At 38.7% G+C, this 14,322-nt stretch carries 14 protein-coding genes and 3 pseudogenes; 13 read left to right on the top strand and 4 right to left on the bottom strand.

The window, feature by feature from the left end; genetic code table 11:
- Positions 1-79: 79 nt before the first annotated feature.
- Complete coding sequence (locus tag HUG15_RS18675) at positions 80-1,291, bottom strand: MFS transporter (RefSeq protein ID WP_200124670.1); 1,212 nt, start codon at positions 1,289-1,291, stop codon at positions 80-82.
- Positions 1,292-1,519: 228 nt separating this feature from the next.
- On the opposite strand from HUG15_RS18675, the gene HUG15_RS18670 reads away from it, so the two are divergent.
- From HUG15_RS18670 to HUG15_RS23195, 4 genes and pseudogenes are all read left to right on the top strand, one after another.
- Positions 1,520-1,978, top strand: coding sequence for an RNA polymerase sigma factor (locus HUG15_RS18670; protein ID WP_200124668.1), 459 nt, complete (start codon positions 1,520-1,522; stop codon positions 1,976-1,978).
- Between the two features lie 13 nt (positions 1,979-1,991).
- Positions 1,992-3,185 carry a hypothetical protein gene (locus tag HUG15_RS18665; RefSeq protein ID WP_200124666.1) on the top strand — a complete coding sequence of 398 codons (1,194 nt, stop codon included), beginning with the start codon at positions 1,992-1,994 and terminating at the stop codon, positions 3,183-3,185.
- A gap of 255 nt (positions 3,186-3,440) precedes the next feature.
- Positions 3,441-3,578: a hypothetical protein gene (locus HUG15_RS23735; protein ID WP_425504017.1), complete on the top strand. Its 138-nt coding sequence runs from the start codon at positions 3,441-3,443 to the stop codon at positions 3,576-3,578.
- 127 nt (positions 3,579-3,705) lie between these two features.
- Positions 3,706-3,984 (top strand): annotated as a pseudogene (locus HUG15_RS23195) (MFS transporter); the annotation flags it as partial.
- A 163-nt stretch (positions 3,985-4,147) separates the two neighbouring features.
- Here HUG15_RS23195 and HUG15_RS18655 read toward each other — a convergent pair.
- Positions 4,148-5,382, bottom strand: a pseudogene (locus tag HUG15_RS18655) (ISAzo13 family transposase).
- Between the two features lie 133 nt (positions 5,383-5,515).
- On the opposite strand from HUG15_RS18655, the gene HUG15_RS18650 reads away from it, so the two are divergent.
- The 5 genes and pseudogenes from HUG15_RS18650 (at position 5,516) to HUG15_RS18635 (ending at position 9,241) form a co-directional block, all read left to right on the top strand.
- Positions 5,516-6,451, top strand: coding sequence for an MFS transporter (locus HUG15_RS18650; protein ID WP_246516405.1), 936 nt, complete (start codon positions 5,516-5,518; stop codon positions 6,449-6,451).
- 206 nt (positions 6,452-6,657) lie between these two features.
- Positions 6,658-7,620: a proline dehydrogenase family protein gene (locus HUG15_RS18645; RefSeq protein ID WP_200124660.1), complete on the top strand. Its 963-nt coding sequence runs from the start codon at positions 6,658-6,660 to the stop codon at positions 7,618-7,620.
- A 119-nt stretch (positions 7,621-7,739) separates the two neighbouring features.
- Positions 7,740-8,084: pseudogene (locus HUG15_RS23190) on the top strand (EamA family transporter); the annotation flags it as partial.
- Positions 8,085-8,144: 60 nt separating this feature from the next.
- Positions 8,145-8,618: a DMT family transporter gene (locus HUG15_RS23515; protein WP_343073165.1), complete on the top strand. Its 474-nt coding sequence runs from the start codon at positions 8,145-8,147 to the stop codon at positions 8,616-8,618.
- 2 nt (positions 8,619-8,620) lie between these two features.
- Complete coding sequence (locus tag HUG15_RS18635; RefSeq protein ID WP_200124652.1) at positions 8,621-9,241, top strand: LysE/ArgO family amino acid transporter; 621 nt, start codon at positions 8,621-8,623, stop codon at positions 9,239-9,241.
- A 108-nt stretch (positions 9,242-9,349) separates the two neighbouring features.
- Here the strand turns inward: HUG15_RS18635 and HUG15_RS18630 are convergent, their stop codons facing one another.
- The gene (locus HUG15_RS18630; RefSeq protein ID WP_200124650.1) at positions 9,350-9,775 is read right to left on the bottom strand and encodes a hypothetical protein; all 426 of its coding nucleotides are present in this window, start codon (positions 9,773-9,775) and stop codon (positions 9,350-9,352) included.
- Between the two features lie 126 nt (positions 9,776-9,901).
- On the opposite strand from HUG15_RS18630, the gene HUG15_RS18625 reads away from it, so the two are divergent.
- The 3 genes from HUG15_RS18625 (at position 9,902) to HUG15_RS18615 (ending at position 11,692) form a co-directional block, all read left to right on the top strand.
- The gene (locus HUG15_RS18625; protein WP_200124648.1) at positions 9,902-10,777 is read left to right on the top strand and encodes a LysR family transcriptional regulator; all 876 of its coding nucleotides are present in this window, start codon (positions 9,902-9,904) and stop codon (positions 10,775-10,777) included.
- Between the two features lie 93 nt (positions 10,778-10,870).
- Positions 10,871-11,020: a DUF3923 family protein gene (locus HUG15_RS23180; protein WP_246516404.1), complete on the top strand. Its 150-nt coding sequence runs from the start codon at positions 10,871-10,873 to the stop codon at positions 11,018-11,020.
- Between the two features lie 123 nt (positions 11,021-11,143).
- Positions 11,144-11,692, top strand: coding sequence for an MOSC domain-containing protein (locus HUG15_RS18615; protein ID WP_200124646.1), 549 nt, complete (start codon positions 11,144-11,146; stop codon positions 11,690-11,692).
- Positions 11,693-11,786: 94 nt separating this feature from the next.
- On the opposite strand, the gene HUG15_RS18610 is transcribed toward HUG15_RS18615, so the two are convergent.
- Positions 11,787-12,707 carry a DMT family transporter gene (locus HUG15_RS18610; protein WP_200124644.1) on the bottom strand — a complete coding sequence of 307 codons (921 nt, stop codon included), beginning with the start codon at positions 12,705-12,707 and terminating at the stop codon, positions 11,787-11,789.
- A 122-nt stretch (positions 12,708-12,829) separates the two neighbouring features.
- Here HUG15_RS18610 and HUG15_RS18605 point away from each other — a divergent pair, with 122 nt between their 5' ends.
- Positions 12,830-14,254, top strand: a complete 1,425-nt coding sequence (locus HUG15_RS18605) for an aminotransferase-like domain-containing protein (protein WP_200124642.1) — start codon at positions 12,830-12,832, stop codon at positions 14,252-14,254.
- Positions 14,255-14,322: the final 68 nt, after the last annotated feature.

Below are 14,322 nucleotides of genomic sequence, written 5' to 3'. Positions count from 1 at the left end.
TGGCGTGAACGAGGCCATTTAACGAAATAACTCTGTCCGAACTTGAATCTTACTATCAACCATGGAAGGCAATATTTTTTTAATTCTTTAATGTGGCGTATAGTCTTAAAAATACGGACAGTAAGATGAGGCAAATCCCTGCCACAAAGTATGCTGTGTATACCCCAAGCAATTCAGCTTTAACACCGCCTAATGTAAGGCCTAGAACTGTTGCTAAACTTGTAATTCCAGAAATAGCACCAAAGATACGCCCTGTATGGGTAACAGGAATGGATTTTTGAACAAGTATTTGAAATGAGATCATTATACTTCCAAGAGCTATTCCTGCTATAAAAAAGCCAAAAGGTATTAGAAATATTCCTATAAATTGCGAAGTTACTGTGAAAATTAGGATAGCTATAAAGGTAGCGCCTAGCGTGAAAATGCCTAATAAGTAATATAAGGAATAATTATTTATTATTCTTTTACTCAAATAAGCAGTTATGAAAAGAGTTCCTAGACCACTTGCTGCCATTGAATACCCTAAAACTTGTGATGACGGGTCAAACGTTTGATCCAAGAACAAGATTAGCTGAGAATCAATGAGTTGTACAAAAAACATTCCACTTGCTAAGGCGATCATACCAGAGAGTATTAAAGGATTGGATTTTATGTCCTTAAAACCTTTAAACAAAGTGGTGATACGTGAATCTGTTTCTTTTGCTTCTGGTTCAATCTTACTGTATTGATCTTTAGGTAAGAAAAGTACAGCCAAAATAGATAAAACATAGAATATACTAATCATGTAAAATAACGTAGGTAAGTTAAGAGTAGCTATCAGAAAACCACCTAAAGACGGACCGAAGATTTTACTTGCGTTATCAATCATTCCACTGATCGCTACACCTTGTTGTAAATTCCCTTCATCAAGGTTTTCTTTTATTTTACCGTTCTTAGAAGGAATAAAAAAACTTGTGAAAGAACTCAATGTCATCATTATTAATGCTAATTGCCAAATCGCTGAGATCAAAGGGACAAAAAGAACAATAGCTGCTCTTCCTAACTCTGAAATCAATATAATCCGTTTACGATCTAATTTATCAGCGATAATACCTGCAACAGGAGAAATGAAAAGCTGCGGAATAATAAAAGAAAGCATGATAAAAGACATATCAAGCGAAGAAGCATTTAATGTTAACCCTGCTAATGCTAAAACAGAAATAAGGAACATCCAATCTGCAAACGATGAAAAGGATTGAGCTATAAGCATACGTACATAAGGTCTGTTTTTCCATAGTGATTTTATCGCCATTTTTATATCCCCATTTAATGTGTTTACTAAGATAACGTTTCGGGTATAAATTTTGATTAGATTTATTGCGAAAAAATATTAAGCCTTGATATCTGTATTCGTTAAATGGAGCACAAGAAGAAGTGTAAGCGGGAGTTAAGGTAAATTTTTTTTAAATCATTCAACAGTTGCTCAACTTGAAACGTTATATTCATAAATGAGCCAATTTTGATTTTGAAGAGGGAGTTTATGGGAGGAGAACAGTACGAAAAATTATTTCCCGACTTACGGCGTTTTGCCTTGAGTATCGCTCGGCATGAACAAGAAGCCAATGACCTGATTCATGAAGCATGGCTACGTGCATTAAAGGATGAAAAGGTGTTTGAGCTAAAGCATCATCAACAAAAAGCATGGTTCTTCAAAGTGATGAAACGCCTCTTGATTGATGAGCGTAGGAAACGTAAAAGATATGCACCATATGAACAAACACAACACGAGCAATTATTTCCAAGTATCAACGCATTTCAAAACATTGAAATGATGGAACTTCTTGGAGCATTGTCGGAGGAACAGAGCACAATTGTTTTTCAAAAGTTTTGGCTCGGATTTTCAAGTGAGGAAATCGGTAGGCAGCTGTCGTTACCTGCCTCAACGGTCAGATCAAAACTGCGATCGGCGCTGATAAAGTTACGAAAACAAATTTGCTAAAGGGGAAGGGATAATGAAAAGAAAGATAGGTAATGTTGGCGTATTAAACCTGTTGAATACGACAGAAGAAAATTTAAATGACATTGAGTGGATTGGAAATGTCGGAGTGGTCATGGTTCGAAAAGGGAAAGGGGACATTTTGCAGAAAATCAACATTGGCAATATCGGTAGCGTCATTGAAGTTGAGGAAGGTTATCAACTCATACAAGGTGGGTTAACCATTACGCAGCAGTATTTGGAACAATTGGTAGAACCACTTCGAGCTGTGGTGTTAGGAGCGCTCTTCATTGAAAAAGACGTTCATGGGGAAACTTTTCTCGAACGTGTCAAAGATATTCAATTACAAGGGGCAGCAATGGTACCGAATGAAATTCGAGGAACAATTGAGTCAAAAATCGGAGATGTCCAAGGCGCTGTGATAGGATACGATAAAATGCCCAAAATGTTCAGCGGAAGCCACACACTTTCAAAACAAACCCTTGAAAGTTTTGAAACAGTGACTTCAATTCTCGGTAACGGGGTGATCAGATTTGCGGATGATGTGGAAGCGAATGATGTTAACAACCATATAGATCAGCTTTATATGAACGGGGTCGTTATACTCCGCGCGCACCTGGAACCGGCTGTGCGAAAAGCTCTTTCCAGTGAAGGAAATCCAGTTTTTGAAATCATTCCAAACGGTTATGCCTATATTGAAAAAACATTAAAAGTGACTCGGAATATGCTGAAGCGCTTTTCACATCAAAAATTGTATACAGATGCACCAATGATTTTTACTGCAGAAATCACACGAGGCGAATTGATAGAAAACATCAACAACATTCATACGGAATCTTATATCGTTTGTCCCGAACATCTCGAGGATCTGCTCCTTGAGCGCTGTGATCTTCTGGAAACCGAAATTATAAGCTTTGAAAATGAATATTTATTGGTTGAAGGGGAAGAAATTTGGAATAACGAAACGCTTCTCAGTCTGGACGAACCCATCAGCTTAATCGTGGATGGCATACTCATATTCTCGGCGGATGTAACAAAAGAAGCTATTTATCAAGCGATTAGCCAAATTGGCAACTTCGACAAAATCATAGTCGAAGATAAGCAGTTGCTTCTCCATGTGAAGCGGCTTATCGAGGTTGATAACGGAAAAATAACATCGGACACTAAAGAGAGTGAGGGAACAGGTAACATCGGGACACTTACGTTATGATTGAGGTATCTTGATACAATTAAGAAAATAATTGATACGGAAATAATCGAATACAAACGCTTTAATGGAATAAAAGTTGTGCCAGAATCGGGGCTAATAAATTTAATGAAATTGAGTTGATTCCTTCGGTCACTGTTCTAAAACTAATTGAATTGTAGTACAATATATTCATGCTAAAAAGCGATGAAGAGAAGAGTACATGTAGCTAAGCATGACAGAGAACTCCGTTTACTGCGATGGAGGATGTACGGGTACATGGAACCAAAGCTTGGAGCTGCACAAAGGATACTGTTTTTTATGACGATTGATGCTGTGCCGGTTTCTCCCGTTATAGAGATAGAGTATATCCTACAGTATACACTGCAGGCGTACTTGAAAAGGTTTTTGTGGTGACACAAGAACAAACTGGGGTGGCACCGCGAACTTCTAAATTCAAGGAGTCTCGTCCTCAAGTCTAATGACTAGGAGGTGAGATTCTTTTTTGTTGTTTCAAAACATCGAATTTAGGGGTGAGTGAGATTTGAAGCGGTGGAAAAATCCCTTATTACTTCTTGTAGGTCTTGGTGTATCAAATTTAGGTGCTTGGGTTTATTTAATCTCGCTAAACTTGGTTGTTTTGGATATGACAGGCTCGCCATTAGCGGTATCGATTTTGTACATCCTTATACCAGTTGCCACTATATGTACTAATTTTTGGTCGGGAAGTTTTATCGATAGATTAAATAAGAGGAATCTGATGATTTTCTTAGACTTAATGAGAGCGATATTCATATTGTCGCTTCCACAAATGGATTCTCTTAGGGAATTTAAGAAAAATAACAAGCCAATAATGGGGCGAGGCCGAATGATGAGGGATTTATTGTCATTCACACCCCACTCATCGTGTCAAATTTATTGATATTTAGGCTTACAGAACGAATATTAACGTGTGGACATACACCTCCCCTTTCCCCCAATTTTATTCACTGTGTCTTTAAGCCCATATATAACGCTGCCTTACACTGATGAGGGTGGATCTCCACAAACCATTTCCCGATCCCTTTGGCTCGATCAATCATCTTTTCATATTGATCCATTACGTTCTTTTCAACTTTTTTCCCTGTCTCATAGGTGTTTTCTTCAAGGGTGACAGAAGGGTGCTTCTTTTTCCAAGTCATACTCTCAGCGAATCCTAAAACCATCTCTTGTGTGTTCAAAAGGGCCCCGTTCCAATGTTGCTCAAGCACTGCCCACCCCTTTCAATCGGGTTGTATTTACTGTGATAGGGCGGGTAATAGGCTAAGATGACTTTGATGTCGTAGGTGGCCGCAAACTCAATCATTCTTTTCATGAATTGTGTTCGACGACTGTTATTTTCAGGACCATTATCGGCGTTTATGATGAGGGTATCCACCTCCTGTTGTGAACGCAACTTGTGAACATAGGCTTCGATTTGATCAGCGATTAAATCAGCTGTCACTTTCGATGCCGTGAAAGTGAGTTCGACATGCTCATTGGACATATCCAGGATTCCAAATAGTGATAAAAATGTCTGACCAAAATCATGATCTGCGGCCTCTACACGCACTCTACTTTTTCCACCTCTCGAAAACGGTCCGATTTTCACTCGATCCTTGGTATCAAAGGAAAGACGAACCGCATTGCTTTCTCCTTGATAAGCTTCATGAGTGGCGTGGAGATTTTCAAAGATCGCATCGGTTTCTTCGATTTTCTTGACCGGTTTTGTTTTCTGCACCTTCTTGAGGTGGTAGCCCAATTGATGGAGTTTGGTATTTAACGTCTGGTTGGTCGGCAAATCTGCATCTTGATAGCCTTTTTGGAGAACGAGTTGATCTCTGACTTCTTGAATGGTCATTCTTGTATACAGTTGAGTCGTGTTGAAACTGGGGTCGGTTTGGCTTTGGCCATCTACAATGGCTTGGATATCTTCTAACAGGTGAGGGAGATGGTCTTTTTCGACTTTCTTTCTACCCCTTGCTTGAAAAGCATCTGTGATTGGAAACCCTGATTCTAGCTCATAACTTCCTTTTCTTATCGTATCTCTACTCACATGAAATGTTTCCGCTACAGCTGTTTGTCCTCCATCTCCATAGGTTTTGGCGATCTTGGCTAAAGCGATGCGTTTATCGGAACTTTTTAATTTGTCGATCGTTTCTATCATAATTTCTTTGAATCCATTAGATAATTTCTGTATCATGGTACCAGTATCCTTTGTTATATTTTTGGTTGCTGTTACTACCATTAAAACATATACAAAGGATACTTTTGTGTATATTACCATAATTGACTAATTATTTATTTGAACATCCCTTATTTTAATTTATGTATTTGTGTTTATCATTAATATTGCAAGTTCAATTTTTGAGCCTACATCCATGGTCTACATGACGAAGCTTATACCTAAAGCAAATCGTCAAAGATTTAATGCACTTAGAAATTTCATTAATTCAAGTGGTTTTATATTAGGACCTTCAATTGCGGGGCTTCTATTTATTTTAGGATCCCCGTATTTAGCTATCCAATTAAATGCTCTTGCGTTATGTATATCAGCCTTAATCATCCTTTTACTCCCGAACTTGGAATTAAGAAGACAAACAGTAATGTCGGAAAAAGTAAATTTAAAACTAATAAGAAATGATTGGAAGCAAATTCTTAGTTTTAGTCAATCAAACCTGCACATTACGTTGGTGTACATTCTCTTTAGTGGGATGACTGTATTTATGACTGCGTTAGATTCTTTAGAAGCAGCATTTGCAACTGAAGTGCTTTCATTATCTGAAAGTGCGTATGGATTTTTGGTAAGTATTGCGGGAATAGGCATCATAGCTGGTTCATTGATAAATGCTTTGTTCGTTAAAAACTTAAAACTCAATATATTAATCGGCGTTGGTGCTATATTTACGCCGGTTGGTTATTTAATTTTTGCGTTTTCGCATGACTTTATTTTTGCATCTATAGGCTTTTTCACTCTAACCTTTGCCCTGTCATTCGCGAACACAGGTTTTTTAACTTTTTATCAAAATAATGTCCCAGTAAACATTATGGGGAGGTTTTCGAGTGTTTTAGGTATTTTAGAAGCTGTGCTAATAATTTTACTCACGGCAGTGATTGGGATTTCAGCTGATCTATTTGAAATTCGTCCAGTTTATATCATTGGTTCATTTGCATTTTTGATTTTAGGAGTAATGATTAATCTGGTTGTATTTGATAACTCGAAAAGTAAATACTATAGCCAAAAACATATGGGTGAAGGAAGTTTAGGATAAAGGTAAGGTTAAAGGTCGCATATAATCCTGTATGCCAGCTTATATGTGACCTATCTTTCTTCCACTAATACGAACGAGCGCATTTGTGGAATAATTATTGCACTCTTTATTGACTTGTTGAAAAATATTCTTGAAAATCGGCAAGAGCATAGCAAATAGTTAGAATAGAAAGCAGAAAGACTTTTTAATTTCATTGAGGTGAGAATATGGATAATCTATCAGTCGAAAAACAATTTGAAGATACACTGAAATCCGTTGCTCGAAATTTAGATATCAAGGAGTATGTACAACAGTCTGCTGAACTTTATCCGTTGTTTCAGAGATCAGCAAAACGTTTCGTAACAGGTGAAAATAAAGAAGATGGTGTATTAGCAGGTGATCAATTAGTTCATAAAGGATATCGTATTTCTCTTGAATTTATTGGGGAAAACACAGTCAAAAAAGAGGAATGTGTTCGAGCAAAAGATGAGTTTATTTCTTTGATAAGAGAATGCGGAAATCAAGGGTTACAATCACGCATCTCCTTTGATTTATCACATATCGGTCTGTCTGTTGAACCTAATCTTGCTCTTCGAAACTTGTTAGAAATGGCTGCAGAAGCTGAGAAATATCATTTATCTCTTATGATTAGCGCGGAAGAGTCGGGAAAAACGGACCAGGTTCTATCGGTTTATAAAAAAGCTGTAGCCAAATATCCAAACATTGGCGTCACACTTCAAGCGCAATTGTACCGAACACACGACGATATTAAAGAATTAATTAAATATTCTGGTGCAATTCGAATTGTTAAAGGAGCATTCCAAGAACCACCAGAAATTTGTATTCCCCGATCAGAGAAGTTGGATCAACGTTACCTTGAATTGGTGGAACTATGTGTAAAAGAAGGTCATCAAGTTTCGGTTGCTTCTCATGATGATGGGATTTATAAACAAATCATCGATCGTGGATATTTACAAAATCCAAATGTCGAAGCCGAAATGCTATACGGCATTCGTCCTGATCTCTGTAAACAACTTAAAGATGATGGTTTCCCTGTTCGTGTTTATCTGACATATGGCAGTGAGTGGTACTTATACCTCGTCCATCGAATAGCTGAGTATCCACCAAACATTTATGTGGCTATCACGGACATGATCCAGGGGGCTAATGATACATCGGCACTATATTAAAAGACGTAAGTTCTGTAATTCTCTACAAACAGGAGGGTGTTTTTTTAGGAAATACCCTTGAATAACCTAATATCCAAATAGGATTTTCTAAATGTTTGGTTCTGGTTTTGAGGTGTTTTATGCGCGCTTATTTTTTGTGTATTTTGGTGGTGATTTTTTTTGCAGGAAATATCCTTGTAGGCAAAGCCATCAATGATTTGCCACCTTTTACTATAGCCTGTATCCGTTTAGTTATCGCATTTCTGGTTCTGTTACCTATAGGTTATCGACAGGCATGAAAACATCGTGGACAATTTATCAATTATAAAAGGCCGCTTTTTATCATCATTATAACAGGTATTGCCTTTTTTAACACGTTTATTTACGGAGCATTGCAGTTTACAAGCACTACGAATGTAGCCGTCCTTGAAACCATGATCCCAGCTGTAACTGTGGTGTTGAGTGTATGGTTTCTAAAAGAAGAACTTCGAAGCATTCAATGGACTGGTGTTGCCATTTCAGTTTTCGGGGCAGTATGGGTCGTCATGGACGGTCAAATATTTAATATTATAAATATGTCTTGGAATATCGGCGATGCCATTATGCTAGGGGCTATATTTTCTTGGGCAATTTATTCCCTCTATGTAAAAAGGTACATTCATTTGTTTCCAGCATATGGCGTTTTGCTCGTGATGACGGGAGTATCTGTGCTTATTCTCGTCCCGTTTGTTGTTACAGAATGGATAACATTAGGGGTCCCTACCTTAGATGCAATGAATCACTGGGTAGGTTTGATTTATTTAGGTGTTTTTCCCTCTGTGATCGCCATCTTATGTTACAACCATGCAGTGAATAAGCTAGGTGCTTCTAGAGCTTCTATTTTCCTGAATTTTTTACCCGTATTTACTATGGTAGGTAGTTATTTTTTCTTGGATGAGTCAATTACAGCTATGCAAATTGTGGGATCAGTAATGGTGATTGTAGGCGTGATTCTTACAACAAGAGAAGGAAAGGGATAGACATGATTAGTGCTATCATACACGGACTCGTATTATCCTTTGGATTAATTTTAGCTTTTGGAGCACAAAATATATTCCTTTTTAATCAAGGAGCTGCTCACAAAAAGTTACGGCATACTATGCCATCAGTAGTAACTGCTTCCATTTGCGACACCATCTTAATTGTTCTTGCGGTTTTAGGTGTGTCACTCATCGTCATGACTGTGCCTGTTTTTCAAATAATCTTTTTTGCTGCTGGATTCCTTTTCCTTATTTACATTGGATGGACAATATGGTCCAGTGATCCAGTAGAAGTGAATAACAAGCACGGAGCTATGAATGCAAAAAAACAAGTCATGTTCGCTATATCCGTTTCCCTTTTGAATCCTCATGCTGTGCTTGATACCGTAGGGGTTATAGGAGCCAATTCTTTAAGATATTCGACAGCACCTGAGTTAATCGGGTTTACGGTTGCCTGTATTGTGGTATCTTGGATTTCTTTTCTTGGGTTAGTAATGATCGGAAAGACCATTCGTACGATCGATCAGGAAGGGAAGATCACTGTTCTTATTAATAAAATTTCTGCGGTGATTATCTGGGGTGTAGCCATTTACTTAGGATATCAGCTGTATCTGATAATTTAATAACACTGGTCACCAGTCACGATCCTGTTTGCGCTGGACTTCATGTAAAGGCTCTGTATTATTACTTCACCATAAAAGCTTATAGCAATATCATCTGCGACAAACAACTTAAAGAAGCTTTATAAGGCTTCTGCATCTTGTTTCTATTTCTTCCCATAGAAGTGCGTGAGTAGCGTGATTTAATACTCGGGTTCGTTTTTTCTCTCTGTTCATCCAAGAAATAATCTCATTCTCGTTGATACCAGCTTTTTTGAATTTATCAGAAATGTGCTTCCAAAATCCATACATAAAATCGATTTTCAAAGACTCTTGCTCTGCGTTCTGCATTTGTTCTTTTACATAAACCCAATGATCAAGAATAGAAGAGGAGAGTAGTGATTCACAAGGCGATGGCCTAAAGGCATCCATTTCCTCTCCGGATTGATACTTATCGAGGTTTTCTATCATCAAATCCCATACATCTGAATATCTCCATGTAATTGATCCACTTTCTTCTGCCCATAATTGCTCTTTTAATCGTTCACTGATATTCATAACTCATACCTCCAGGTAGCGGAAATTTTCCTATACTTATCGTAATCCGTTCGTATCATAATTAAAAATCATTAAAAAACAGCGTAATGATCATTCAAAATGATAAGATGGAGAGGGAGGGTTATGATGGAAATTCGAGATTTGTGGATCTTCAAAGAATTAGCGGAGAGTGGGAACACGACAAAAACAGCTAAGAAATTAAATTATGTTCAGTCCAATATTACAGGCAGGATTAAAAAGCTAGAATCAGAATTACAAACACAGCTTTTTTATAGACATGCCCGTGGCGTATCATTAACCTCAAAAGGAACATTACTCTTATCCTACACTGATCAAATTTTACATTTAATAGATACAACCAAAAAAGCTGTTCAAGATTCCGAAATTATTCAAGGACCTCTTTATTTAGGAGCCAATGAAACAACAGCATCTGCCCGATTACCTGCCCTTTTGGCATCCTATAACCAGCGTTACCCTGAAGTGGATCTTTCCCTAAAGATTGGGGAAACGCATCCTTTAATAAACGATGTCCTGAACTATAAATTGGATGGCGCATTCGTTGTTGGTCCTGTTCAGGATGATGACCTTATTCAAATCCCTGTGATGGAAGAAGAACTTGTTCTAATTACAGATCAACGGCATTCGCTATTATCTTGGACTGATCTTAAGCATCAAACGCTTCTTACACGGTCCTCTTGTATTTACCGAAAAAGGCTCGAACAGTGGTTGCAGGAAGAGGGCATATTTCCTAGAAAAATCATGGAGTTTGGAACGCTGGAATCGATCATTGGGTGTGTCAAAGCTGGTTTGGGTGTATCTATAACAACACAATCGCTAGTTAAGCAATATCAAGTGGAGAGGGGTCTTAACCTTCATTCTCTACCGCCGAAGTATTCAAATGTGAGCACAGTGTTTATAAGACGTGAAGATACGTTTGTTGATCGTGCGTATAAAAACTTTTTAAGTATGGTCAAACAGCAAGATCCCGCAAAAATTGAATAGGGAGAAAAGTTATTCCGCAATACGATCGAGGTGCTTTTGAGGAATAAGTATGGCGCTAAATGAGATGTGTTGGATGAATTTTGCTGATTGTAATTGGTTTTTGGTTGGTCTTATTCACAGCAGGACCGATCTTTTTTAGCACAAAGAGATGTCGATGCGACGGGTGCCGTTCAAACACCGGAAATCATTATGTTGAATATCTTTGTTTTAGCATTACCTTTTATAATCCCCTTGCTCATTTAACTTGGTTGGTTAGTTGTAATGGTAATTATAAGACACAAAAGAATTCAAGAAACGACTGTTCAAGAATAATACGCATGAATGAAATAAACCTCATTCATTACGCTTGGAATACAGGAGGATAATATGAGTAAACACCATGAGATCGAAATTTATTCGATTTATATAGGCAATCAGGATGATACCTTTGTAACGGACAAAACTGAAGAAGTTGATTTAGAATACGGTGGTATTCAGGGTGATCTACATTTTGGTTTAACCAAATTTGCAGGATCAAGAGAGTCAATGTATAAACGTGGCACAGAAATTTTTAATCGAAGGCAAATATCTATTGTCTCAGTTGAAGAATGTGAATTGATAGCTGAGAAACTTGAAGTTGACCAAATATTGCCTGAATGGTTAGGAGCAAATGTTGCTATAAAGGGCTTTAGAAATTTAACAAAGTTGCCACCGGGAAGCCGAATTATTTTTCCAAGTGGAGCAGGTATTTTGTGTGAAGGAGAAAACCTTCCTTGCACACAACCTGGGGAAGTGATTCAAACTAAATATCCAGGCATACTCGGATTAACAACACGTTTTGTTAAAGCATCGTTAGGCCAAAGAGGAATTGTTGGTATTGTTGAATCCACTGGACGGATTGTATCAGGTGATACAGCAAAGGTTATAGTTAACTAAGATAGTTCATTCATTTTGGGTGTAAAATCCATATTTTTCTTACGTGAAACAAAGCACAAAAGTGTCATCATTGTGCTCCGTTTCCTGAGTACGCTTATGAGTTGGAATAATGATATTCCTTATCTGTAGATGTAGGGTGCCGTTTTTCCGTATCTTGTCTTGTTCCTTTAATGGTTGTAAAAGCGACCCCAATCAGCGTCAAAATCCCTCCTATGATCGATACGATGGTAGGTATTTCTCCTAACCATACCCAGGCAATAATGATGGATAAGGCTGGAGTTAAATATAAGGTGCTAGTCGCCTCTGATGCTCCGTTCACAGACGTCGCATAAGCTATAGCAAAATACGGAACCACGGTCGGTAAAAGACCCAAATAAATAACAGTAATGGTATTCTCCACGGAGGCGCATTGTACAGCGGTCCATAAACCCGGGGAAAATAAGAGCATAAACAACGTTCCTGCTAAAATCGTATAAGTAGTAAAAGGCAAAAAGCCATATTTCTTTAAATACGATGATTGAAAAACAAAGTAAAAGCTTTCCCCTAGGGCTGCTATCAAAATAATCAAGACGCCAATCTCTAAACGAAACTCGCCGCCAACCCCAAATGTGATGAGTACAACGCCTGAAAAAGCAATGAATGAACCGATCCAACCCCAACGATTAAACTTTTCTTTCAAAAACACACCTGCCAATATTGCAGATAACAAGGGAGTGGTGGACACTAATAAACTTGCAGTACCCGCATCTACCGTCAATTCTCCAATGCTCAAGAACGTATGATAGACGGAGAATCCCAGAAAACCAAGCAATAATATGATAGGAAGATCTTTTTTATCGGGAAGCCTCATCCGTATACTGACCGCAAAAATAAGCAACCCCAATGCCCCGATGAGCATGCGCAACAGGGCTAAATGAAAAGGACCATAAGATTCCAGAGCTGCACGAATACCAGGAAATGCAGAGGCCCAAAGGATGACGGCTAAGGTATAAGCGAGAAACACTTTCCAGTTCAATGCACTCTCTCCTTATTTTCTGGGATGAATGTATAACAGCATGATAAACTAGGAGAGAAGCCATTTCTTCAACCAATTTTTTTAAATACAAGTCAACCAATTACGGATCGGTGGTTGAAAATATGCCTGACAATCTGCCTCAATATTTACAAGTGATTGCGTTTATTCAAAAGAAAATCAGCGATGGCGAATGGACCTTTGGTCAAAAACTTCCGAGTCAACGAGCGTTAGCTGCGGAATTCGACGTTAACCGAACAACGATTGTCCACGCCTTAGAGGAGTTAAAAGCCAAAGGTGTCCTCGACTCAAAACCCGGGAGTGGCACGTATGTATCGAATCAGAACTGGTCTAATATATCCAAACAGGCCATTAATTGGAATGCCATATCGCAATATAGTTTCCATGCCGGCAACCCCAGGACGATTCAAAAAATCAATGACTATGAGACAGACGCGACCATTATCCAATTAGGCAAAGGGGAGTTACATCCATCGCTTTTTCCTACGCAAGCATTCCGGGTATCGGTAGGAAATGTTTCTGACTCTTTTAACCTGTGCGGGTATAGTGATGGCGCAGGCGAGGTTCCATTACGCGAATCGATTAGTGCTCGTTTGCAAGCACAAGGGGTTCATTATTCTTCGTCGTCCATCCTCATCGTTTCAGGCGCCCTGCAAGCCCTGCAACTCATTTCCATGGGGCTGCTCCAACAAGGGACGTATGTTTATTTGGAACAACCGTCCTATATTTACTCGCTTCAAGTTTTTCGTTCGCTGGGCATGCATTTGAGAGGGGTTCCTTATACAGGCGGTGAGCTTGATGTTCATGATTTGGAAGCTCAAATCAGGACGAATAAGAAACCGTCCATGCTATATCTGAACCCGACGTTTCAAAATCCAACATCTAAAACGATGTCGTGGAACAATAAGCAGGACGTATTAGCGCTAGCCAAAACCTATCAACTTCCCATCATTGAAGATGATGTTTATCGTGATTTATGGTTAAGCCAAGAAGCTGAACCTTCACTCGCTTCTATGGATGATGGGGATCATGTTTTACAAGTCGGCAGTTTTTCGAAGACGGTTGCCCCGAATTTACGCCTAGGGTGGATTGCGGGTCCAGAGGTTGTGATTCAGAAATTAAGCGATCTACGGATGCTAACAGATTACGGGACAAGTGTTTTACCCCAAATGGCGATGCACGATTTCTTAGTGTCAGGAAAATACGATGAGCACCTTGCCTTCTTGCGCACTCAAGTTCGCAAACGAAGGGATTATATGGTTCAATTAGTCAATCATCATTTAGGGGATTGGGCAGCATGGGAAGTTCCCGAAGGCGGGATGTTTCTGTGGCTCACGTTTTCTTCAGATGTAAATGTCCGAAAACTGTTTACAGAAGCTCTTCATCGAGGTGTTCTCATCAATCCAGGTTACATTTACAGTCCTTATAACAATCAAAATGTTCGTTTGTCATATGTAAGTTCATCATTTCAGGAAATCGAAGCAGGGATCCTTATTCTTAAGGAGATCATAATCAATATGGAGAGTTAAGCTCATCTTACTGCTCCAGAATCGGGCCATTTAATGAAAAACGGTTACTCTTTGGTACCGCACCCCAA

The organism is Salicibibacter cibarius (assembly GCF_016495725.1).
Taxonomy (GTDB): Bacteria; Bacillota; Bacilli; order Bacillales; family Marinococcaceae; genus Salicibibacter; species Salicibibacter cibarius.
The sequence above is the reverse complement of the archived record's forward strand: the minus strand, read 5'-3'. Positions and strand labels throughout refer to the sequence as shown.

Bases quoted from the DNA above. Each gene is read 5' to 3' on its own strand.
- HUG15_RS18675 (WP_200124670.1), bottom strand. From the start codon at position 1,291: ATGGCGATAAAATCACTATGGAAAAACAGACCTTATGTACGTATGCTT.
- HUG15_RS18670 (WP_200124668.1), top strand. From the start codon at position 1,520: ATGGGAGGAGAACAGTACGAAAAATTATTTCCCGACTTACGGCGTTTT.
- HUG15_RS18665 (WP_200124666.1), top strand. From the start codon at position 1,992: ATGAAAAGAAAGATAGGTAATGTTGGCGTATTAAACCTGTTGAATACG.
- HUG15_RS23735 (WP_425504017.1), top strand. From the start codon at position 3,441: ATGGAACCAAAGCTTGGAGCTGCACAAAGGATACTGTTTTTTATGACG.
- HUG15_RS18645 (WP_200124660.1), top strand. From the start codon at position 6,658: ATGGATAATCTATCAGTCGAAAAACAATTTGAAGATACACTGAAATCC.
- HUG15_RS23515 (WP_343073165.1), top strand. From the start codon at position 8,145: ATGGACGGTCAAATATTTAATATTATAAATATGTCTTGGAATATCGGC.
- HUG15_RS18635 (WP_200124652.1), top strand. From the start codon at position 8,621: ATGATTAGTGCTATCATACACGGACTCGTATTATCCTTTGGATTAATT.
- HUG15_RS18630 (WP_200124650.1), bottom strand. From the start codon at position 9,775: ATGAATATCAGTGAACGATTAAAAGAGCAATTATGGGCAGAAGAAAGT.
- HUG15_RS18625 (WP_200124648.1), top strand. From the start codon at position 9,902: ATGGAAATTCGAGATTTGTGGATCTTCAAAGAATTAGCGGAGAGTGGG.
- HUG15_RS18615 (WP_200124646.1), top strand. From the start codon at position 11,144: ATGAGTAAACACCATGAGATCGAAATTTATTCGATTTATATAGGCAAT.
- HUG15_RS18605 (WP_200124642.1), top strand. From the start codon at position 12,830: ATGCCTGACAATCTGCCTCAATATTTACAAGTGATTGCGTTTATTCAA.